This is a genomic window from Kitasatospora sp. NPDC036755, from assembly GCF_040636595.1.
In the GTDB taxonomy this organism is placed as follows: Bacteria; Actinomycetota; Actinomycetes; order Streptomycetales; family Streptomycetaceae; genus Kitasatospora.
The window spans coordinates 1-20,744 of record NZ_JBEZUT010000091.1; the positions used below are offsets into that span (position 1 = coordinate 1).

Here is a 20,744-nt window from a genome sequence, read left to right on the forward strand (position 1 = left end):
GTCGGGGCGTATGGCACCGGTGCCGTCCTCGCCGCGGCTCATCGCGCGTCGGGCGGGAGCAGCCGGGCCAGGGTCCGGACGGCGCGGTACTGGAGGGTCTTGATGGCGCCCTCGTTCTTGCCCATGATCCGGGCCGTCTCGGCCACCGAGAGCCCCTGCAGGAAGCGCAGGGTGACGCACTCCTGCTGCTGCGGGTTGAGCCGGCGGACCGCTTCCAGCAGGGCGGCGTTGGAGAGCGACTCCAGCACCGACTCCTCGGGGCTGCGCTCGCACTCGTTGGAGTCGAGCATCTCGCCGGTGGTGACCTCCAGCCGGAAGCGGCTGGACTTGAAGTGGTCGGCGACCAGGTTGCGGGCGATGGTGACCAGCCAGGCGCCGAAGTCCCGTCCCTGCCAGGTGAAGGTGCCGATCCGGCGCAGGGCGCGCAGGAACGTCTCGCTGGTGAGGTCCTCGGCGGTGGCCCGGCTGCCGACCCGGTAGTAGATGTACCGGTAGACGGTGTCCGCGTAGTGGTCGTAGAGCCGGCCGAAGGCCTCGCTCTCGCCGGCCTGGGCCCGCTCGACGAGCTCCATGATCGGGTTGTGCTCGGTCTCGTAGCCGGGGCTCGGCGCGGTCCGGGCGCGGCCTCGGCCGGTGCTGCCGGTGCGGCCGCGCGAGCCGGTGCCGGCCGAGCCGGCGGCGGTGGTGCGCAGGGCCAGGCCGGGCGGCTGCGGCTGGCCGAACGATCCTCCGGCGAGCGCGAGTTGGGGCGAGGCGGCGAGCTGGCTGCGGAGCAGGGTGCGCAACATGTTCAGGCCGGTGGAGATCTGCCGCTCGACGGTCGGCCGGCCGCGGAGGGCGGTACGGGGGCGCAGGGGCGCGGACGACGGGCGGGAGGGTGCAGGCGCGTCGTTCCGGACGGGTGGGTACACGGGACTCCCAGAGGCAGAACTGTGGACGGATCACCTCCGCCTGCGCGGAGAGCACCCCCGAAGCGTCCGTTCGAGCGGGACGCGTGGTGGCGTGCATCCAGGAGAGAATAACGCTTTGTGCAATGACAGCTACACCGTGTGGTCGAAGTGGTCGTTTGGGATCCATTTGTTGCGCATGTTCGGCTGAGATTGACCGGAGCTGTCGTCGTTCATCCGGCTCAACGTGATCGAACGGGCGCTCAGGGTGACCAATTTCGCGGGTCGAGGGGCGGTTTCCCAGCCTTGGGGCCCCGCAACCCCTGACTTTCCCGGCCTGGCGAACGATCAGAACCGGTCACCCGGTGACAGCTTCGTACAGGTGACCCGGACTGTCCTGCGGCGGCGAGGAGTTCGCCCGTAAGAGGGGCCAGGTCAGAGGCATGGTTGACGCCTGGTCACCCGCCGGAGCGAGCCCGCCCGCCCGGCCTCCGAACGCCGTCCGGACGGCCCGCAGACGACCCGGGGCGACCTTCCGGCGGCCTCCGCGCGACGTCCGGGCAACCTCCGCACGACCTCCCGGTGGCCCGTCGGCTCCGCCCGGCGGCCCGGCGCGGGAGGTTCAGGCGCGCCGGCGCCGCCGGTTCAGCGCCACCCCGGCCGCCGTCGCACCGGCCAGCACCCCGATCGCGGCCGCCGCCGGCAGCCCGACCCGGGCGGCCTTGCGCCCGGTCCGGAAGTCCCGCACCCGCCAGCCCTGCGCCCGGGCGTGGCGCCGCAGCGCCCCGTCCGGGTTCACCACGTACGGGTGGCCGACCAGCGAGAGCATCGGGATGTCGTTGGCCGAGTCGCTGTAGGCGGCGCAGCGGTCGAGGTCGAGACGCTCGCGCCGGGCCAGCGCCCGCACGGCGGCGGCCTTGGCCGGGCCGTGCAGCAGGTCGCCGACCAGCCGGCCGGTGTACAGGCCGTCCCTGGCCTCGGCGACGGTGCCCAGCGCGCCGGTCATGCCGAGCCGCCGGGCGATGATCCGGGCCACCTCCAGCGGTGCGGCGGTGACCAGCCAGACCCGCTGGCCGGCGTCCAGGTGCATCTGGACCAGGGCGCGGGTGCCCGGCCAGATCTTGTCCGCGACGACGTCCTCGAAGATCTCCTCGCAGATCGCCTCCAGGTCGGCGGTGGGCTTGCCGGCCACGATGCCGAGGGCGGACTGCTTGGCGTCCGAGATGTGGTCCGGGTCCTCGGCGCCGTGCAGCCGGAACCAGGCCTGCTGCCAGGCGAAGCGGGCGATGTCGCGGCGGGTGAGGAAGCCGCGGCGGTAGAGGCCGACGCCGAGGTAGAAGATCGCGGCCCCGCGCAGGATGGTGTTGTCGCAGTCGAAGAAGGCGGCGGCGCGGGGGTCGTCCGGATCGGGGGTGTGGTTCCCGGCCGGAGCCCTGGGGGCCTTGCCGGGCTTGGCGGCGGCCGGTGCGTCCGGCCCGTCGGCGCTCTCCGCGGCGGCGGAGTCCTTCGCGGCGGCGTCCTCCGGCTCCGGGGCGGGCGTCGGCCCGGGCTCGGCCCGCAGCGCGGCCTCGGCCGCCGCGGCCGCGGCTTCGCCGGCCAGGGCGCTCCGCTCGCTGCTGGAACGCCTTGCCTGGGTGAGCCTTCTGAGCACGGCCATGTCATCGAGGATAGCCAGCCGGGCGCGCGGCGACCGTGACGGAGCCGTGCCCGCGAGGTGAACAGCTCCACCGGGTGCCGGGCGTCCGGACGGGTGGGCGCCGTGGCGGAGAATGGGGAGGTGAGCCCACTGCTGCGACGTAAGAGCCCCAAGCCCGCGGACCGGACGGTGACCCTGGTCGGCAAGCCCGGCTGCCACCTGTGCGACGAGGCCCGCGAGGTGATCCTCCGGGTGACGGGCGAGCTGGGCGCGTCCTTCGAGGAGCGGGACATCACCCAGGACGAGGAGCTGTACCGCCGCTACTGGGAGCAGATTCCGGTCACCCTGATCGACGGCCGCCAGCACGACTTCTGGCGGGTCGACGAGCGCCGCCTGCGCACCGCCCTCGGCGGCTGAGCGACGGCCGAGCGTCGGCCGGGCGGAGACCGAGCGGCGACCGGGCGGAGGCCGAGCCGCGACCGGCCGGGGCCCGGCCGGGTCCTGACCGAGCGTTCGTCCGTGCACGGACCCCCGCCGAACGACGGGGCAGGTTCGCCGAATCGTTGCCAAAGACACCCCGTTCCGGCTTGGGTCGGGGCGGGCTGGTCGGCTTACGATCGAACACGTTTGCGCCCGTGGGGGGCTGATGCACGCGAGGAGTGCGCCATGCTTCCCGGCCCTGTCCCTGGGACGTCCGGAGCCGTGCCCGGAGCCCCGGACGGGCCCCGCGGCTTCGCCGTGGTGGACGTGGAGGCGACCGGCCGCAGCCCGTGGCGGCACCGGGTGGTCGAGGTCGCGGTGGTGCTGCTCGACGAGCGGCTCCGCCCCGAGGGGGAGTTCGCCACCCTGCTGGACCCGCTGGGCCCGGTCGGCCCGACCCATGTGCACCGGATACGCCAGTGCGACGTCGAGGGTGCCCCGCGCTTCCGCGAGATCGCCCCGAGGCTGCTGGAGCTGCTGGCGGGCCGGGTGCTGGTCGGTCACCACGTCAGCTGCGACCACGCCTTCCTGGATCGCGAGTTCGCCCGGATCGGGGTGCCGCTGCCGCCCGTCCCGCTGCTCTGCACGATGCGGCTGGCCCGCGCCCACCTGCCGCAGGCCCGCGGCCAGGGCCTGGCGGCCTGCGTGGAGGCGGCGGGCCTCGGCTGGTACCCGGCGCACACCGCGCTGGGCGACGCCCGGGTGACCGCCGAACTGCTGCGGCACTGCGTGGGCGCGCCGTCCTGCCCGCCGGACGACTGGGCCGGCCCGCTGCGCGAGGCCGCCCGGGTGCCCTGGCCCCGGCTCGGCCGGGCCCGTTCCCGCCCGTCCGGCACCGCCGTCCCGCTGCTGCGCCGGGAGGCGCCGTACGGCCCCCGGCTGCCCGATTCCCAGGCCCCGGAGGTCGTCCTGACCCGGGCCGGTGCTATGGGTTCGACGGCGTGATGCGCATCACTGTGCGGGGACAAAACGGACACCATCTTTGTGCACACGTTCACAAACACATAGCCTGGCTGCCAAAGCCCAGCTTCACCCACAGGAGCACCGTGGCAATCGGCCGATCACCACAGAGCAGTTCGCAGACGCCCGACCAGGGCGCCGCGCGCCGACCCTCGCGTGCCCGGGGCATCCCGGAGGCGACGGTCGCCCGCCTGCCCCTCTACCTGCGGGCCCTCACCGCGCTCTCCGAGCGCTCGGTGCCGACCGTCTCCTCCGAGGAGCTGGCCGCCGCGGCCGGCGTGAACTCGGCCAAGCTGCGCAAGGACTTCTCCTACCTCGGCTCCTACGGCACCCGCGGCGTCGGCTACGACGTCGAGTACCTCGTCTACCAGATCTCCCGCGAGCTCGGCCTGACCCAGGACTGGCCGGTCGTCATCGTCGGCATCGGCAACCTCGGCCACGCACTCGCCAACTACGGCGGGTTCGCCTCCCGCGGTTTCCGGGTGGCCGCCCTGTTGGACGCCGACCCGAACGTGGTCGGTTCCACCGCGGCCGGACTGCCGGTGCGGCACATGGACGAGCTGGAGTCGATCGTCGAGAGCCAGCACGTCTCCATCGGCGTGATCACCACCCCGCCCGGCGCCGCCCAGCAGGTGTGCGACCGGCTGGTGGAGGCCGGTGTCACCAGCATCCTCAACTTCGCCCCGACCGTGCTGGCCGTCCCGGACGGCGTGGACGTGCGCAAGGTGGACCTCTCCATCGAGCTCCAGATCCTGGCCTTCCACGAGCAGCGCAAGGCCGGCGAGGAGCCGGACGACCGCGCCGAGTCGGTGCTGGACCGCGCCCCCGGTCCGGTCCGGGCGGCCGCGGCCAAGCTGCGTCGCGCGGCCGGCGGCAACGGCAAGGGCCGGACCGCCGCCGAGCCCGCGGCCAAGGACCAGGCCGAGCAGACCAAGGGAAAGTCCGCCAAGGGCGACGGGGATCTCTCCGCGGTGATGCCCGCATGAACACCGAGAGCTGTGGGGGGCGGGCATGAGCCTTCTCGTCGTAGGGCTGAGCCATCGCACGGCCCCGGTCGGGGTGCTGGAGCGCGCCGCGCTGACGGGTGACGTACCGACCCGGCTGCTGCACGACGCGGCCGCCACCGCCACGGTCGGCGAGGCCGCCCTGCTGAACACCTGCAACCGGATCGAGCTGTACGCGGACGTGGACAAGTTCCACGCCGGCGTCGCCGAGCTGTCGCTGCTGCTGGCCCACCACAGCGGGGTGGACCTGGAGGAGCTGACCTCCCACCTGTACGTCCACTACGAGGACCGCGCCGTCCACCACCTCTTCTCGGTGGCCTGCGGCCTGGACTCGATGGTCGTCGGCGAGGGCCAGATCCTCGGCCAGCTGCGCGACGCGCTGGCCAAGGCCCAGGAGGAGCACACCGCCGGGCGCGGCCTGAACGAGCTGTTCCAGCAGGCGCTGCGGGTCGGCAAGCGGGCGCACAGCGAGACCGGCATCGACAAGGCCGGCCAGTCGCTGGTCACCTTCGGCCTGGAGCAGGTCGCGGCGGGCGCGGGCGAGATCGCCGGCAAGCGCGCGCTGGTGGTCGGCGCCGGCTCGATGAGCTCGCTGGCCGCCGCCACCCTGGTCCGCTCCGGCGTGACCGACCTGCTGATCGCCAACCGGACCCCGGCCCGCGCCGAGCGGCTGGTCGAGATCCTGGGCCCGGACGTGGCCCGGGTGCTGGACCTCGCCAAGGTGCCGGAGGCGCTCGCCGACGTGGACCTGGTGATCTCCTGCACCGGCGCGTCCGGCGTGGTGATCCGCGCGGAGGACGTGGCCGCCGCCGTGGCCTCCCGTACGTCCGCCCAGCCGCTGGCCCTGCTCGACCTGGCCATGCCGCGCGACGTCGACCACGCCGTGCACGAGCTGCCCGGCGCCCTGCTGGTCGACCTGGAGAGCCTCTCCCACGCGCACGCCGCCAGCCCCGGGGCCGGCGACGTCGACCAGGTCGGCCGGATCGTCTCCGACGAGGTGACCGCCTTCGGCGCCGCCCAGCGGGCCGCCCGGATCGCGCCGACCGTGGTCGCGCTGCGCGCGATGGCCTCCGACGTGGTCTCCGCCGAGCTCGGCCGGCTGGACTCCCGACTGCCCGACCTGGACGAGCGCTCGCGCGCCGAGATCACCCAGACCGTCCGCCGCGTCGTCGACAAGCTGCTGCACGCCCCGACCGTCCGGGTGAAGCAGCTGGCCGCCGAGCCCGGCGGCGCCTCCTACGCGGAGGCGCTGCGGGAACTGTTCGACCTCGACCCGGCGGCCGTGCACGCCGTGTCGGGCACGCCCGTCGGCGGCGCGCCCCAGCCCTCGACCGGGGGCGCCAGATGAACCGTCAGCCATCCCACGAGTACCACCGGGACGATCACCTCATGAATGGTCAACCGATCACGGAGCAGCCCTCGGCCACCGCGGCCCTGCGGCTCGGCACCCGGCGCAGCGCCCTCGCCATGGCGCAGTCGGGCATGGTGGCCCGCGAGGTGACCAGGGTCACCGGGCGCCCCGTCGAGCTGGTCGAGATCACCACCTACGGCGACACCTCGAGGGAGTCGCTGGCGCAGATCGGCGGCACCGGGGTGTTCGTCTCCGCGCTGCGCGACGCGCTGCTGGAGGGCCGGATCGACTTCGCCGTGCACTCGCTCAAGGACCTGCCCACCGCCGCCCCCGAGGGCCTGGCGCTGGCCGCCGTCCCCGAGCGCGAGGACGTCCGGGACGCCCTGGTCGCGGCCGAGGGCCTGACCCTCGACGAGCTGGTGGAGAAGCTGGCCGGCGCCGGCCGCCCGGCCCGGATCGGCACCGGCTCGCCCCGCCGGATGGCTCAGCTGAACGCCTGGGCCACCGCCTGCGGCGCCCAGCTGGAGACCGTCGCGATCCGCGGCAACGTGGACACCCGGATCGGCTTCGTGACCAGCGGCGAGCTGGACGCGGTGGTGCTGGCGACGGCCGGCCTGAACCGGCTCGGCCGCAGCGCCGAGATATCCCAGCACCTCGACACCGAGGTGATGATCCCGGCTCCCGGCCAGGGTGCGCTCGCGGTCGAGTGCGCCACCGCCGACACCGCGCTGACCGCCGCGCTCGCCGCCCTGGACCACGCCCCGACCCGGGTCGCCGTGGCCGCGGAGCGCGCCCTGCTGGCCACCCTGGAGGCCGGCTGCTCGGCGCCGGTGGCCGCACTGGCCACCTGGGGCCGGGAGAACGAACTGCGGCTGGACGGCGTGGTCGGCGACCCCGACGGAACCGCCCTGCTGAAGATGTCCGCCAACGGTCCGATCGTCCTCGACGAGGCCGCCGAGCAGCAGGCGGCGGCCCTCGGCCGCGCGCTGGCTGACCGGCTGCTCGCCGCGGGCGCGGCCGCCCTGATGGGGGAGCGAGCCCGATGAGCGAGCGAAGCGAGCGAATCATGAAGAGCTGCGCGTTTCGCGAAGAGACCGCCGAGCGCTGCGAGGTGGGCGCATGAGCCCCACCGCCGCCACCGACGCCCTGTTCCCCGCGGGACAGCCCGCCACCGGACGGTGCACCTTCCTGGGCGCGGGCCCCGGGGATCCGGGGCTGCTGACCCTGCGCGCGGTCGAGGTGCTGTCCACCGCCGACGTGCTGGTCGCCGACCCGCTGACCGCCGCCGCCGTGCGCAGCCACTGTCCGTCCGGCGTGCAGGTGCACACCCCCGTCGCCGAGGGCACCGACTTCGACCTGGCCAAGCTGGTCGCCGAGGCGGTCCGCTCCGGCAAGCACGTGGTCCGCACCGTCGACGGTGACCCCGGCCTGGACGGCTGCGCCGCCGAGGAGATGCTCAGCTGCGCGGGCGACGGCATCCCGTTCGAGGTGATCCCGGGCGTCGCCCAGTCGGTCGGCGTCCCGGCGTACGCGGGCGTCCCGCTGCGCGCGGGCTCCGGCACCGACGTGCGCTTCGTGGACGGCGCCGCGCTGCTGGCCGGCAGCCCGGTGGACCTGGGGGCGCCGGAGACCACGCTGGTGGTCCGCACCACCCTGGGCCAGCTGCCCGCCACCGCCGCCGCCCTGGTCGCGGGCGGCCGCAAGCCGGAGTCGGCGCTGAGCGCCACCCTCTCCGGCACCACCACCCGCCAGCGGACCTTCACGTCCTCGCTGGCCGGCATCGCGGCCGACCTGAAGGCCGCCCGGGTGCTGCCCTCGCCGGTCTCCGCGCCGGTCGACCCGGCCACCTCGGTGATAGCCGTGGTGGGCGAGCAGGTCGCCCACCGGGCCTCGCACTCGTGGTTCGAGACCAAGCCGCTGTTCGGCTGGAACGTCCTCGTGCCGCGCACCAAGGAGCAGGCCACCGGCCTGTCCGAGCAGCTGCGCTCGTACGGCGCGGTGCCGCAGGAGGTGCCGACCATCGCGGTCGAGCCGCCGCGCACCCCGCAGCAGATGGAGCGGGCCATCAAGGGCCTGGTCACCGGCCGCTACGAGTGGATCGCCTTCACCTCGGTGAACGCGGTGCGCGCCGTCCGGGAGAAGTTCGAGGAGTACGGTCTGGACGCCCGCGCGTTCGCCGGGATCAAGGTCGCGGCGGTCGGCGAGACCACCGCGCAGGCCCTGGTGGACTTCGGCGTGAAGCCGGACCTGGTGCCCTCCGGCGAGCAGTCCGCGGCGGGCCTGCTGGAGGACTGGCCGCCGTACGACCCGGTCTTCGACCCGATCGACCGGGTGCTGCTGCCGCGCGCCGACATCGCCACCGAGACTCTGGTGGCCGGCCTGGTCGAGCTCGGCTGGGAGGTCGACGACGTGACGGCGTACCGGACGGTGCGCGCCTCGCCGCCGCCGGCCGAGACCCGCGAGGCGATCAAGGGCGGCGGCTTCGACGCGGTGCTCTTCACCTCGTCCTCGACCGTCCGGAACCTGGTCGGCATCGCGGGCAAGCCGCACAACGTGACGGTCATCGCCTGCATCGGCCCGGCCACCGCCAAGACCGCCGAGGAGCACGGCCTGCGGGTCGACGTGATGGCCCCGGCGCCGTCGGCGACCGCGCTGGCCCAGGCGCTGGCAGACTTCGGGGCCAAGCGTCGCGACACCGCGACGGCCGCCGGTGAGCCGGTCTACCGGCCCAGCGAGCGCCGTCCCGGCTCGCGCCGCAAGGCCCGCTGACACCCCTCATGGCCGGGGGCGGCCGACCGTCGTCCCCGGCACTGCACAACCGTTCGGAGAGAGAAGCCGTGTCCGCTGAATTCCCGTACGTACGCCCGCGCCGGCTGCGCCGGAGCCCGGCGATGCGCCGCCTGGTGGCCGAGACCCGGCTGCACCCCGCGGAGCTGATCCTGCCGCTGTTCGTCCGCGAGGGCGTCAGCGAGCCCGTCCCGGTGAACTCGATGCCGGGCGTCGTCCAGCACACCCGGGACACCCTGCGCAAGGCCGCGGTGGAGGCGGCCGAGGCGGGCCTGGGCGGCCTCATGCTGTTCGGCGTCCCCGAGGTGCAGGACGCGGTCGGCAGCGAGGGCACCAACCCGGACGGCATCCTCCAGCAGGCGATCCGGGACGTGGTCTCCGAGGTCGGCGACTCGCTGGTGGTCATGTCGGACCTCTGCCTGGACGAGTACACCGACCACGGCCACTGCGGCGTGCTGGCCGCCGACGGCAGCGTCGACAACGACGCGACCCTGGAGCGCTACGCCGAGATGGCCCGGGTGCAGGCCGACGCCGGTGTCCACCTGGTCGGCCCGTCCGGCATGATGGACGGCCAGATCGGCGTGATCCGCCGGGCGCTGGACGAGGCCGGTCACCAGGACGTGGGCATCCTCGCCTACACCGCCAAGTACGCCTCGGCCTTCTACGGCCCGTTCCGCGAGGCCGTCGGTTCCTCGCTCAAGGGCGACCGCAAGACCTACCAGCAGGACCCGGCCAACGCCCGGGAGTCGCTGCGCGAGCTGGCGCAGGACCTCGCCGAGGGCGCGGACATGGTGATGGTCAAGCCCGCCATGTCCTACCTGGACGTGCTGCGCCAGGTCGCCGACGCCTCCCCGGTGCCGGTCTCCGCGTACCAGGTGTCCGGCGAGTACGCGATGGTCGAGGCGGCCGCCGCGAACGGCTGGATCGACCGGGAGCGGATGATCATGGAGACGCTCACCTCGATCCGCCGCGCGGGCGCCGAGCAGATCCTGACCTACTGGGCCCTCGAAGCCGCCGCGATGCTCAAGTAGCCGGCGCCGCACGGCGGAAGGCCGGGCCGTCCCCACGGGGGCGGCCCGGCCTTCCGGCTTCCTGCTAGACGTTCACGTCCCCGGCGTGCGCGAAGCCCACGCCGCCGCCGACCAGGTCGGTCGCGGTGGCCGCGCCGCCGCCGAAGCCGCCGGCGGCGGTGTCCCCGGCGTGGGCGAGGCCGAAGCCTTCGAGGGCCAGGAACGGCTCGTCGGCGGTGGCGGCGATCTCGCCGCCACCGGCCACGCCGACGTGGGCGAAGGCCGGGGTCGCGGCACCCGCGAGCGCCAGAGCGGCGGCGGCGGTCAGGACGGCCTTGGCCAGCTTGCTCTTCATGGAACTGCCCTCTCTCTCGGAGCGCCCCCGCGGGCGCTCTGACACGTGATCACATCCGGCGGTCCGGTCCGGCGCCCCACGCGCCGGGCCGGAACGCCGCTCACCCGTCCGGACCGCGCCGCGGCGCGGCCGGCCGGACACTTCGCCGCACAGCCCGGAGGGCCCGGGGAGACCTTCCTCCCCGGGCCCTCCGTCCGTGCCGTGCCCCTCGATCAGCCGATCAGGTGCGAGACACCCGCGTCGCCCGAGGACTGGGTGTTCTGGCCCACGTCGCAGATCTGCTTCGGGGTGCTGTTCAGGATCGGGACCTCGACCGGAACCGCGACGCCGATGACGGCGACGGCGATGTTGTGGATCTCCGGCAGGCAGATGTTCGGGTTGTCCAGAACGTGGCTGTTCGGGCTGCCGTTGCCCATGGTGCCGGTGTGGTTGGTGCCGCCGTTGCCCTGGACGGAGGTGGCGGCGCCGTCCGAGTCGACGATGGCGGAGGCCGAGCCCGCGGACATCGCGAGCGCGGCGGCGGCCAGGCCGGCCGCGGTGAGGGTCTTCTTGATCATTTCCGGTTTTCCTCTCGGGGTGAATCGACGGGCGATTCGGGGGTGTTTCGGAGGGTGGTGCAGGGAGAACGGGACAGCGACCGATCAGCCGATCAGGTGGGACACGCCGCCGTCGCCCTGGCTCTGGGTGCCCTGGCCGATGGTGCAGTACTGCTTGCCACCGGTGTTGGCGACCGGGACCTCGACCGGGACGGCCACACCGAGCACGCCCACGGCGATGTTGTGGATCTCCGGCAGGCAGATGTTCGGGTTGTCCAGGAAGTGGAAGTTCGGGCTGTTGTTCCCGACCGTGCCCGTGAAGTTGGTGCCGCCGTTGCCCTCGATCGAGGCAGCGGCGCCGTCCGCGTCACCGATCGCGGCGGCGGGCGCGGCCGCACCGGCCAGCGCGGCGACGGCCAGGCCGGCGGCGGCGAAGGACTTCTGGATCATGGCGAGATCCCTCTCTGAAATGCTCTTTGGATTCCGTGCGTACAACGCTGCGAACGCTCAGACCCGGTCTGCAGTCACTGACGTCCAGATCAAAGAACGACGGCACGGAAGGTTACGGGGATTCTCGAAAAGAGTCCCGCAGGCGCGGCGGCGGATCGTTTCCGGTCGGATTATTAACCCGAACCGGTTAACCGCCGCAATCAGCGTTCCTGGTCACTCGTTGAGCAGATCGCTTTCCGGCTGCGGCCCCCCGCAGCCCTCCCAGTGATCTCCAGTACGGACAGCAGAACGGTGAAAAGCATGAAGCTCTCCAAGCGGGCCGGCGCGATGCTGCTGGCGGTCGGTGCCGGTGTGCTCGCCTCCCAGGGAGCGGCCTCCGCCGCCGCCCCGATCGGCCCCGAACAGGTCGGCGCGCTGGAGGACGCGCTGGCCACCCAGCAGGTCCCGGCGGACGTCCCGCTCGCCCCACTGGGCAGCCACCTCACGGCCGGCATCCCGGCCTCGCTGCTGATGCCGCCCGTCCCCGGCCCGACCACCAGCAGCGACGGGGCACTGCTCCCGGCGCAGGTCCTTCCCCAGCTGACCACCGGCAAGGTCGGCCCGAGCGCCAAGGCCGACCTCCCGCTCCCGCTGGTCGACCAGGGCGCCGACCTCGGCAAGGTGCTGCTGGACGCCCCGGCCGCGCCACTGCACGCCAAGACCCCCGGGCTCACCCTCGGCGAGCCGCTCGCGCTCGCCCGGGACGGCGCCGGCCAGCTCGCGGGCGGCCGGCTGAAGGTCGACGAGATCGACCCGCGGCTGGTCTCCGGCGCGGTCCAGGTGATCCCCGGGGCCAAGGCCAGCCTCGGCGGCGAGGACAGCCGGCTCTCGCTGACCGACACGGCGGGCGCCCTGGCCGACACCGCCACCACGACCACCACCACCGTGGTGGGGCAGACCGGCCTGACCGACCTCACCCGGCTCTGAGTCCGGCCCCGGTACGAGGGCCCGGCACCCCGGCCGCGCGGCGGGATGCCGGGCCCTCGTGCGCCCGGGCCCTCGTGGGCCCGGAGGGTCAGCCCGGGAGGAGGCCGGTCAGCCCGCCGACCAGCGGCAGGTCCTTGACGCCGCCGCCGGCGCTCAGCGGGCCGGTCAGCGTCCCGGTGCCGACCGCGGGCAGGCCCTGGTCCGGCTGGAGGGCCGCGCCGTTGTTGAGGAAGTCGGCCGAGGAGTTCGCCCACGGGTCCAGCCGCAGGCTCTTGATCGGCGCGATGCCGTAGCCGAGGCCGGTGGTCGTCCCGCCCAGGGCCTGACCGAGGTCGGTCTTGGTGAGGGTGGCCGGGCCGGCCGGAGCCTCGCCCTGGGCGGCGGCCTGCGCCGAACCGGCGCCGAACAGCACCGCGACACCCGCGGCGGCGGCCAGGGCGGCCGCGCTCTTCTTCGAAACCATCGTGATCACCCTTCGGTGGATCGGGAATCCCGGACGGCTGTCCGGGGACGCCGAACTGCCCCCCGGCCGGCTGGTCGGGGGGCAGTACGGCCGGAACACGTGCCGATCGGGGATCAGCAGTCGTCCGCGGGCGGCGCTTCCACGTTGGCGCAGGTGTTGCCGAACGCCGGGTTCAGCAGGCCGACCAGGTTGATGGAGTTGCCGCACAGGTTGACCGGCACGTGCACCGGAATCTGGATCTGGTTGCCGGAGATGACGCCGGGGGAGTTGGCGGCGACGCCCTCGGCGCCCGCGCTGGCGGCGGCGGAGCCCGCCGCGCCCAGCACCAGGCCTGCGGCGGCGGCGGAGAGGACGGCGGCCTTCTTGATGTTCTGCATGGGGGGTTGATCTCCTCGATCACACACGGGTGGAGCGCGCCGTGCCCCGGCGCTGCGGGGCGCGGCACGGGCTCGGGTGAATCAGCTGTCGCCGGTGCGGCGAGAGCGGGTTCAGCCGGCGTTGACGCACTCGTTGCCGAACGCCGGGTTCAGCAGCGCGATGATGTCGATGGTGTTGCCGCACAGGTTGATCGGGATGTGGATCGGCACCTGGATCTGGTTCCCGGAGAGCACACCGGGCGAGCCGGCGGCGACGCCCTCGGCGCCCGAGCTGGCGACAGCACCGCCGGCGGCACCCAGCACCAGGCCGCTGGCGGCCAGGGACAGGATGGCGGCCTTCTTGAAGTTGCGCATGTCATTCCTCCGATTTCTGCCCGACGGAAGGGAAATGTCGGGAGTCGGGCGAGCACGAAATACTCACCCGCCGGCTTAAGGGATTGCCGTGATTGTCACTCGGTCGGCGCACGTCGGCGTGTTCCGCCCATGGCTCGGGCGCGGCCGCGGCTGCCGGGTCGCATTGCCTCGTGAATCGATTCCCGCACGGCCGGGAAAGGGTCCGGAAAGGCGCGACCAGGTGGAATTCCGGTCGGGCGGTCCGGCACGGGTTGCCGGACGCCGGGTTTGGGAGGCCCGCCGCGTGGGGGCCGTGGAGACCGGGTTCCGTGAGGGAGAACGAGGCACCGCGCACGGGGATACGGTCCGGTCCTCCGATCACCCGAATGCCCGGCCCGCGGCGCCGTTGCGCCGGACGGGTGACAGTGCGGGGAGCGTCGCAACCCGCCCCGCGGGGTCTCGTTCTAGATGTCGCACTCCCCGTGCATATCTGTCGATCAGTCAGGAGGCTCACATGAGCATCAAGAAGACCGCCGCCGTCGGCGCGGCCGTGGTGGGCATCGTGGCCACCGGCGCCGGTTCCGCGATGGCCAGCTCCGGCGCCCAGGGTGTCGCCGCCGGTTCCCCCGGTGTCGTCTCGGGCAACCAGATCCAGGTTCCGGTGCACGTTCCGGTGAACGTCTGCGGCAACACCATCGACATCATCGGCCTGCTGAACCCGGCGTTCGGCAACAAGTGCGCCAACGTGGGCTGAGCCCGCACTCCCGGTTCGGCCGGGACGAGCCGCCGTTCCGCACCTCCCTCCTGGGGTGCGGGGCGGCGGCTCTTCGCTGTGCCGGGAACCCGCCGACCGGTCGGGGCCGGGCCGTGTCACGAGTCTTGTTGTGTTACTTGTCAGTTCCTAGAATGCGAGACCTGCTCACCTTTTCTGCTCCTCTCTTGCTCCGCGCCGCTCGGCTCCCCCGCTCGGGCGGTCCCCCACCCCCGCAAGGAGTCGCGTGTGACCAGGTCCCTCCCGTCGGCGGCACGGCGAACGCGCACCGGCGCGTCCCGGTGCGCCGCCCTGCTCGCCACCGGAGCCCTCCTCGCCACCCTCGGCCTGGCCGGTGCCCCCGCCGCCCTGGCCGACCCGGCCCCGGCCGCGCCCGCGGCCACCCGTCCGGCCGCGATCGTCGCACTCGGCGACAGCGCCATCTCCGGCGAGGGCGCCGGCACCGACACCAACGACGGCTACTTCCCGGAGACGGACAGCCCCACCAACTACTGCCACCGGCACCCCAAGTCGGAGATCTTCGTCACCGACATCCCCGGGATCACCCCGATCGACCTCGCCTGCTCCGGCGCCCAGACCGGCGACCTGGTCAGCGACCCGGAGCTGGCCAAGGTCACCGGCCCTGGCAGCGGCGACTTCGGCGAGCCCAAGCAGGACGTCAAACTGGCCGACACGGCGGCCAGGTACGACGTCAAGATGGTCGTCGTCACCATCGGCGCCAACGACGACTTCGACTTCAGCGGGATCATGATGCACTGCCTCGCGCAGTACTTCCCGATCCCCAAGGACCAGGGCTGCCGGGACACCATCGGCAGCGACGAGATCCGCCGACGCGCCAAGGGCGTCCAGCCCAAGGTGGTCGCGGCGCTCCAGAACATCCGTCAGACCATGCGCCGGGCCGGCTACGCCGACTCCTCGTACCAGCTGGTCTACCAGTCGTACTTCAACCCGATCACCCCGGACATCCGGCGCAACGACTACCTCGGCAAGGTCGCCGACGGCTGCCCGGCCTTCCCCGAGGACCTCGCCTGGGGCCACAACTGGGTGGTGCCGACGCTCAGCGACGCGCTGCGCGGCGCGGCCGAGCAGGTGCCCGGCGTCCGCTACCTGGACCAGCGGCGGGTCGCCTTCGGGCACGAGGTCTGCGCGGAGTGGACGACCTCGCCGTACGAGTACACCAACGGGGACGTCATCAACCTCTCCGAGTGGGTGCGCAACGGCTGCGACTCGCAGATCGGCATCCCCGGACTGTGCATGAACATGGTCCGGCAGTCGTACCACCTGCGGGTGGCCGGCTACCGCGGTGAGGGCGTCTGCCTCGGCCAGTTCTTCGCCCGGCCCGAGCTGGCGCAGGCGTACTGCACGCTCAACCAGCAGAACACCACCTCGATCCAGCCGCTGACGCCCGGACAGCCGTTCGACGACGCCCCCGAGGACGGCTCCTGGTACCAGCTGACCAACGCGGCCAGCGGCAACGTGCTCGACCTGACCGGCGGCGGCACCTACGGCGACTCCACCAACGGCCGGCCCGCGATCACCTATCCCGCCGGCGGCGGGCTCAACCAGTCCTTCGTCCTGGAGGCCAAGGCCGGCGGCAGCTACGAGCTCGACTTCAGCGGCAACCGGAACATGTGCCTGGACGCCAACGGCGCCTCCACCGCCCCCGGCACCCGGATCCAGCAGTGGGGCTGCACCGGCGGCGGCAACCAGCACTGGGTGTTCAAGCCGGCCGGCAACGGCCGCTACAAGGTCGCCGACTCCCAGGACCAGAGCAAGGTCCTGGCCGCCGGCAGCACCCTCGACGCCAAGGGCAACCCGTACGTCGAACTCGCCACCGACACCGGCGCCGCCAACCAGCTCTGGCAGCTCACCAAGCTCGGCATCGTCTACGTCCACGGCTGATCCGCCCCGCACGCGCTCCCAGGCCGCCGCCGCCCCACCCGGGCGGCGGCGGCCGCGTTCCCGGCCGGGAAACCCGGCCCGTCCGGTCGGCCCCGACACGGCGGCGCCGACCGGGTGTTCGGCGCCGGAGGCACGGTGCCGGGCGGGGGTCCGGGGGCGCCAGGGGTTCCCGGCCCGGGGGCGTGCCGTAGGCTCACGGGAAAATCGCTGCGCCGGAGCCGCGCGGACCACGAGCGGGGCGGGGAGTACCCAGACCAGATGAGCACGGCATCTAGCACCGAGTCGTCCAGTACCCAGCCCGGAGCGCCCGGGGCGCCGCCGGAGCGGGCCCCCGAGGAGCGGGAGGACCGAACGCCCGGCCGTTTCGGCGCCCTGGTCGACCGCTTCGGGCCCGCGCTGGGCGCGTACGCGGCGGTCAAGACCATCGGCGTGACCGTCTTCCTGCTGCTGCTCTCGCACACCGGCGACTACCTGAAGAAGCAGCCGGGCCGCGGCGGCGGCACCAACGCCTGGGACGTGCTGGGCTCCTGGGACGGCACCTGGTACCAGCGGATCGCCGAGAACGGGTACGACCCGCAGCTGATCCCGCTGCACGGCTTCCCGCTGGCCACCTACTACGAGAACTCGGCCGCCTTCTTCCCGCTCTACCCCTGGCTGATGCGGCTGGTCGGCACCGTCACCGGGCTCGGCCCGTACGGCTCCGGGATAGTCGTCTCGGTGATCGCCTCGCTGTTCGCCGCGGCCGGCATCTTCGCGATCGCCGAGCGGCTCGGCGGCTACCGGGCGGGCGTGATCGCGGCGGTGCTGTGGGGCCTGTTCCCGGGCTCCGGCGTGGAGTGGGCGGTCTACTCGGACTCGCTGTTCGTCGCGCTGTCCGCCTGGGCCTGCTACTGCGTGATGACCCGTCGCTGGCTGGAAGCCGGCCTGCTGACCCTGCTGGCGGGCCTCAACCGGCCGACCGCCGCGGTGCTGATCGCCGCCGTCTCGATCGCCGCGCTGGTCGCGCTGATCCGCCGCACCGACGGGGTGGCCCGGCCGCTGACCGCGATGCTGATCACCCCCTGGGGCCTGCTCGGCTACGTCGCGTGGGTCGGCTGGAAGATGGGCGACTGGGGCGGCTACTTCAAGCTCCAGCAGGGCGCCTGGAACCGCTACTTCGACGGCGGCGTCTCGACCGTGCGCACGATCAGGGACGTGCTCGCCGGCCACTGGACCTACTGGCAGGCCAATCCCGTCCCGGACCTGATCGCGATCGTCCTGCTGATCGCCCTGCCCGGGCTGGTGGTGCTGCTCTGGCGGACCCGGCCGCCGCTGGTGCTCTGGGTCTACACCGGGCTCACCATCTTCACCGCGCTGAGCACCAACCAGATCTTCGGCAACATCTCGCGCTACCTGCTGCCCGCCTTCCCGCTCTGCATCGGCGTGGCGGTGGCGCTGCGCCGGGTGCGGACCTCCTCGCTGGCCGGGCTGCTGGCGATGCCGGTCCTCGCGGCCGGCTGGTACGGGGGCTATGCGCTGTTCGAGTTGGGTATCCCGTAGACCCGGCGTTGGTTGGCAACGGGATCATCCGGCAGCGGACGGGCCGTTGCTAACCTCGGACGTATGACGACGACCCCGCAGCCCGTTCGCCGGATCCGCGACATCTCCGGGCTGATGGACCACGCGAGCCACGTGCTGGCCACCCGGATGGCGGCCGCCTTCACGGACCTCGGGATCACCCCGCGCGCCTACAGCGTGCTGTTCCACGCCCAGGAGGCCGAGCGCACCCAGATCCAGCTGGCCGAGCTGGCGGACCTGGACAAGACGACCATGGTGGTCACCGTCGACGAGCTGGAGAAGGCGGGCCTGGCCGAGCGCCGCCCCTCCGCGACCGACCGGCGGGCCCGGATCGTCTCGGTCACCGCGGCGGGCGAGCGGGCCGTGGCGGAGGGCACCGCGATCGCCGACCGGGTGCACCGCGAACTGCTGGACTCGCTGCCGCGGTCCGAGCGCGAGGTCTTCGTCTCGGCCCTGGCGCACCTGGTGGACGGTCACCTCGCGGAGCCGGTCGAGGTCGAGCGCACCGTGCGCCGCGCCCGCCGCCCCCGGGGCTGACCGCGCGACACCTTTCGGGTCGTCAACTCACCCTTCCCCGGCCCGCGTTCGAGCGGCGGGCCGGGGAAGGGGCGGTCGTTACGGCCAGACCAGGCAGTACAGCTGATGCCCGGCCTCGTGCAGGCGGTTGGCGAAGTCCTGCCACTCGTGCAGCATGCTGTAGATCACGAACGCGTCCCGCGGCCCGCGCCGGTCCGGCACGGTCGACCAGATGAAGGCGGCGGCGCCGAGCTCGGTCTCGTCGGCCTTGCGCAGCGGTTCGACGACGTTGTGGGGGAGCTGGACGACGGCGTAGTCGGGGTGCAGCACCACCAGTTCCAGCGGCGGCACCTGGTGCAGCGGGACGCCCTGGATGCCGGTGAGCACCATGGCGCTCATCGTCTCCGGCTTGATCTTGGTGGAGAGGTGGCCGGTGGGGGAGCCGCTGGTCTCCATCAGGTCGCCGAGCCGCCCCAGCGCGCCGAGCTCGCCGGCGTCCAGCCCGAGGCCGCCCGGGCCGAGGGCGGTGGGCACTCTGGCGGCCGTCGCGCGGTCCGGGGCTCCGAAGTACTTGTAGGTCACCCCCACGCGTCCCTCACCCCGCCTCTCACCGCCGCGACGACCACGACCCGTTCCCGCTCCCGTACCCCCGCGTGCGGCCTCGGTGGGCCTGCGGGAGCCCCCCGCGGCCTCGTCGTAGCCGTCCTGCGCCTCGGACACTCGGACCATCCTCACCGGAATTCGCCGGAATCGACAGACCCCCGCACGTCCGGCGCCCACCGGACGTGCTCCTTACCCGTCATGCGCCGCCGTACCCACTCGCGGTACGCGGCAGTCCTCTTTACACCCCTGCACACAAACCGGAACGCCTGCGCACTCTGTGTACACAGTCTGACTGGTCCCCGGTCCGGTGAAGTCAGCGGCCCCTGCTGTACGGACAACCGTACAGACAACGGTGCCCGGATCATCGTTCCAGATGATCGGGTCGGACATGCAGAGCGTGAGGACACGATTTGAGACCATGTCTTTTGTGAGCTACCCCTACGAAGCCCCCCAGTCCCAGTCGCTGTTCGACCGCGCCTCCGTGGTGACGCCCGGCGGCGTCAACTCCCCGGTGCGCGCCTTCCGCGCGGTCGGCGGCACGCCGCGCTTCATGGTGTCCGGCACCGGCCCCTACCTCACCGACGCCGACGGCCGCGAGTACGTCGACCTGGTGTGCTCGTGGGGCCCGATGATCCTCGGCCACGCGCACCCCGCCGTGATCGACGCCGTCCAGCAGGCCGTCACCCGCGGCACCTCCTTCGGCACCCCCGGCCAGGGCGAGGTCGAGCTGGCCGAGGAGATCGTCGCCCGGGTCGCCCCGGTCGAGCAGGTCCGCCTGGTCTCCTCCGGCACCGAGGCCACCATGTCCGCGATCCGGCTGGCCCGCGGCTTCACCGGCCGGGCCAAGGTGGTGAAGTTCGCCGGCTGCTACCACGGTCACGTGGACGCGCTGCTGGCCGCCGCCGGTTCCGGCGTGGCCACCTTCGGCCTGCCGGACACCCCGGGCGTCACCGGCGCCCAGGCCGGCGACACCATCGTGCTGCCGTACAACGACCTGGCCGCCGTCGAGCAGGCGTTCGCCGCCCACCCGGGCGAGATCGCCTGCGTGATCACCGAGGCCTCGCCCGGCAACATGGGCGTCGTCCCGCCGCTGCCCGGCTTCAACGGCGGCCTGGCCCGGCTCTGCCGGGAGAACGGCGCGCTGTTCATCTCCGACGAGGTGATGACCGGCTTCCGCGTCTCCAAGGCAGGCTGGTACGGCCTGGAGGCGGCGCACGAGGGCTGGGCGCCGGACCTGCTGACCTTCGGCAAGGTCATGGGCGGCGGCTTCCCGGCCGCGGCCTTCGGCGGCCGCGCCGACGTGATGGCGCACCTGGCCCCGGCCGGCCCGGTCTACCAGGCGGGCACGCTGTCCGGGAACCCGGTCGCCACCGCGGCCGGCCTGGCCCAGCTGCGCGGCTGCACCGACGAGGTGTACGCGACGGTGGACAAGGTCGCCGCCGAGGTGTCCGGCCTGGTCGCCGACGCGCTTGCCAAGGAGGGCGTGGCGCACCGGCTGCAGACCGCCGGGAACATGTTCTCGGTGTTCTTCACCGAGGCCCCGGTCACCGACTACGACAAGGCCAGGACCCAGGAGGCGTACCGTTTCACCGCCTTCTTCCACGCGATGCTGGCCCAGGGCGTCTACCTGCCGCCGTCCGCCTTCGAGTCCTGGTTCGTCTCGGCGTCCCACGACGAGCGGGCGATCGAGCGGATCGCCGCCGCCCTGCCGGCCGCCGCGCGCGCCGCTGCCGCCGCCACGGCCTGACCGCCGCCGCCCGACCGCCGCGGCCCGAACCGATTCCCAGGAGTAGTCGAGA

Annotated in this window: 22 protein-coding genes; 13 read left to right on the forward strand and 9 right to left on the reverse strand. The window is 73.3% G+C overall.

Annotation, left to right across the window (positions count from 1 at the left end; genetic code table 11):
* Positions 1-38: 38 nt before the first annotated feature.
* Positions 39-911, reverse strand: a complete 873-nt coding sequence (locus tag AB0E96_RS16175) for an ECF subfamily RNA polymerase sigma factor, BldN family (protein ID WP_359823603.1) — start codon at positions 909-911, stop codon at positions 39-41.
* Positions 912-1,509: 598 nt separating this feature from the next.
* The gene (locus tag AB0E96_RS16180; RefSeq protein WP_359823606.1) at positions 1,510-2,544 is read right to left on the reverse strand and encodes an HAD-IB family hydrolase; all 1,035 of its coding nucleotides are present in this window, start codon (positions 2,542-2,544) and stop codon (positions 1,510-1,512) included.
* Positions 2,545-2,664: 120 nt separating this feature from the next.
* Between AB0E96_RS16180 and AB0E96_RS16185 the strand changes: the two genes are divergently transcribed.
* The 7 genes from AB0E96_RS16185 (at position 2,665) to hemB (ending at position 10,136) form a co-directional block, all read left to right on the forward strand.
* Positions 2,665-2,940 carry a glutaredoxin family protein gene (locus AB0E96_RS16185; RefSeq protein WP_359823607.1) on the forward strand — a complete coding sequence of 92 codons (276 nt, stop codon included), beginning with the start codon at positions 2,665-2,667 and terminating at the stop codon, positions 2,938-2,940.
* 249 nt (positions 2,941-3,189) lie between these two features.
* Positions 3,190-3,948: a 3'-5' exonuclease gene (locus tag AB0E96_RS16190; protein WP_359823610.1), complete on the forward strand. Its 759-nt coding sequence runs from the start codon at positions 3,190-3,192 to the stop codon at positions 3,946-3,948.
* A gap of 107 nt (positions 3,949-4,055) precedes the next feature.
* The gene (locus AB0E96_RS16195) at positions 4,056-4,949 is read left to right on the forward strand and encodes a redox-sensing transcriptional repressor Rex (RefSeq protein WP_359823662.1); all 894 of its coding nucleotides are present in this window, start codon (positions 4,056-4,058) and stop codon (positions 4,947-4,949) included.
* A 25-nt stretch (positions 4,950-4,974) separates the two neighbouring features.
* Complete coding sequence (locus tag AB0E96_RS16200; protein WP_359823612.1) at positions 4,975-6,315, forward strand: glutamyl-tRNA reductase; 1,341 nt, start codon at positions 4,975-4,977, stop codon at positions 6,313-6,315.
* A gap of 41 nt (positions 6,316-6,356) precedes the next feature.
* Positions 6,357-7,364, forward strand: coding sequence for a hydroxymethylbilane synthase (gene hemC / locus AB0E96_RS16205; RefSeq protein ID WP_359823615.1), 1,008 nt, complete (start codon positions 6,357-6,359; stop codon positions 7,362-7,364).
* A 73-nt stretch (positions 7,365-7,437) separates the two neighbouring features.
* Entirely contained in the window at positions 7,438-9,087 is a 1,650-nt protein-coding gene (locus AB0E96_RS16210; RefSeq protein WP_359823617.1) for a bifunctional uroporphyrinogen-III C-methyltransferase/uroporphyrinogen-III synthase, read from the forward strand.
* A gap of 68 nt (positions 9,088-9,155) precedes the next feature.
* Positions 9,156-10,136: a porphobilinogen synthase gene (hemB, locus tag AB0E96_RS16215; RefSeq protein WP_359823619.1), complete on the forward strand. Its 981-nt coding sequence runs from the start codon at positions 9,156-9,158 to the stop codon at positions 10,134-10,136.
* A 64-nt stretch (positions 10,137-10,200) separates the two neighbouring features.
* Here the strand turns inward: hemB and AB0E96_RS16220 are convergent, their stop codons facing one another.
* The 3 genes from AB0E96_RS16220 to AB0E96_RS16230 all read right to left on the reverse strand — a co-directional run bounded on the left by AB0E96_RS16220 (position 10,201) and on the right by AB0E96_RS16230 (position 11,456).
* Positions 10,201-10,470 carry a hypothetical protein gene (locus AB0E96_RS16220; RefSeq protein ID WP_359823621.1) on the reverse strand — a complete coding sequence of 90 codons (270 nt, stop codon included), beginning with the start codon at positions 10,468-10,470 and terminating at the stop codon, positions 10,201-10,203.
* A 212-nt stretch (positions 10,471-10,682) separates the two neighbouring features.
* Positions 10,683-11,027, reverse strand: a complete 345-nt coding sequence (locus tag AB0E96_RS16225) for a rodlet layer protein (protein ID WP_359823622.1) — start codon at positions 11,025-11,027, stop codon at positions 10,683-10,685.
* 84 nt (positions 11,028-11,111) lie between these two features.
* Entirely contained in the window at positions 11,112-11,456 is a 345-nt protein-coding gene (locus tag AB0E96_RS16230; protein ID WP_359823624.1) for a rodlet layer protein, read from the reverse strand.
* Between the two features lie 300 nt (positions 11,457-11,756).
* Here AB0E96_RS16230 and AB0E96_RS16235 point away from each other — a divergent pair, with 300 nt between their 5' ends.
* Entirely contained in the window at positions 11,757-12,422 is a 666-nt protein-coding gene (locus AB0E96_RS16235; RefSeq protein WP_359823626.1) for a hypothetical protein, read from the forward strand.
* Positions 12,423-12,510: 88 nt separating this feature from the next.
* On the opposite strand, the gene AB0E96_RS16240 is transcribed toward AB0E96_RS16235, so the two are convergent.
* From AB0E96_RS16240 to AB0E96_RS16250, 3 genes are all read right to left on the reverse strand, one after another.
* Positions 12,511-12,885 carry a hypothetical protein gene (locus AB0E96_RS16240; protein WP_359823628.1) on the reverse strand — a complete coding sequence of 125 codons (375 nt, stop codon included), beginning with the start codon at positions 12,883-12,885 and terminating at the stop codon, positions 12,511-12,513.
* A gap of 113 nt (positions 12,886-12,998) precedes the next feature.
* Positions 12,999-13,262: a chaplin gene (locus tag AB0E96_RS16245; protein ID WP_359823630.1), complete on the reverse strand. Its 264-nt coding sequence runs from the start codon at positions 13,260-13,262 to the stop codon at positions 12,999-13,001.
* Positions 13,263-13,373: 111 nt separating this feature from the next.
* Positions 13,374-13,616: a chaplin gene (locus AB0E96_RS16250; RefSeq protein ID WP_359823632.1), complete on the reverse strand. Its 243-nt coding sequence runs from the start codon at positions 13,614-13,616 to the stop codon at positions 13,374-13,376.
* A 493-nt stretch (positions 13,617-14,109) separates the two neighbouring features.
* On the opposite strand from AB0E96_RS16250, the gene AB0E96_RS16255 reads away from it, so the two are divergent.
* From AB0E96_RS16255 to AB0E96_RS16270, 4 genes are all read left to right on the forward strand, one after another.
* On the forward strand, positions 14,110-14,349 hold the full coding sequence (locus AB0E96_RS16255) for a chaplin (protein WP_359823634.1): 240 nt from the start codon (positions 14,110-14,112) through the stop codon (positions 14,347-14,349).
* Between the two features lie 246 nt (positions 14,350-14,595).
* On the forward strand, positions 14,596-16,269 hold the full coding sequence (locus tag AB0E96_RS16260) for an RICIN domain-containing protein (protein WP_359823636.1): 1,674 nt from the start codon (positions 14,596-14,598) through the stop codon (positions 16,267-16,269).
* A gap of 258 nt (positions 16,270-16,527) precedes the next feature.
* The gene (locus tag AB0E96_RS16265; protein WP_359823638.1) at positions 16,528-17,808 is read left to right on the forward strand and encodes a glycosyltransferase family 39 protein; all 1,281 of its coding nucleotides are present in this window, start codon (positions 16,528-16,530) and stop codon (positions 17,806-17,808) included.
* 63 nt (positions 17,809-17,871) lie between these two features.
* Positions 17,872-18,363: a MarR family winged helix-turn-helix transcriptional regulator gene (locus AB0E96_RS16270; protein WP_359823641.1), complete on the forward strand. Its 492-nt coding sequence runs from the start codon at positions 17,872-17,874 to the stop codon at positions 18,361-18,363.
* A gap of 78 nt (positions 18,364-18,441) precedes the next feature.
* Here AB0E96_RS16270 and AB0E96_RS16275 read toward each other — a convergent pair whose 3' ends face one another.
* On the reverse strand, positions 18,442-18,930 hold the full coding sequence (locus tag AB0E96_RS16275; RefSeq protein WP_359823644.1) for a hypothetical protein: 489 nt from the start codon (positions 18,928-18,930) through the stop codon (positions 18,442-18,444).
* A 433-nt stretch (positions 18,931-19,363) separates the two neighbouring features.
* On the opposite strand from AB0E96_RS16275, the gene hemL reads away from it, so the two are divergent.
* On the forward strand, positions 19,364-20,692 hold the full coding sequence (gene hemL, locus AB0E96_RS16280) for a glutamate-1-semialdehyde 2,1-aminomutase (RefSeq protein ID WP_359823647.1): 1,329 nt from the start codon (positions 19,364-19,366) through the stop codon (positions 20,690-20,692).
* Positions 20,693-20,744: the final 52 nt, after the last annotated feature.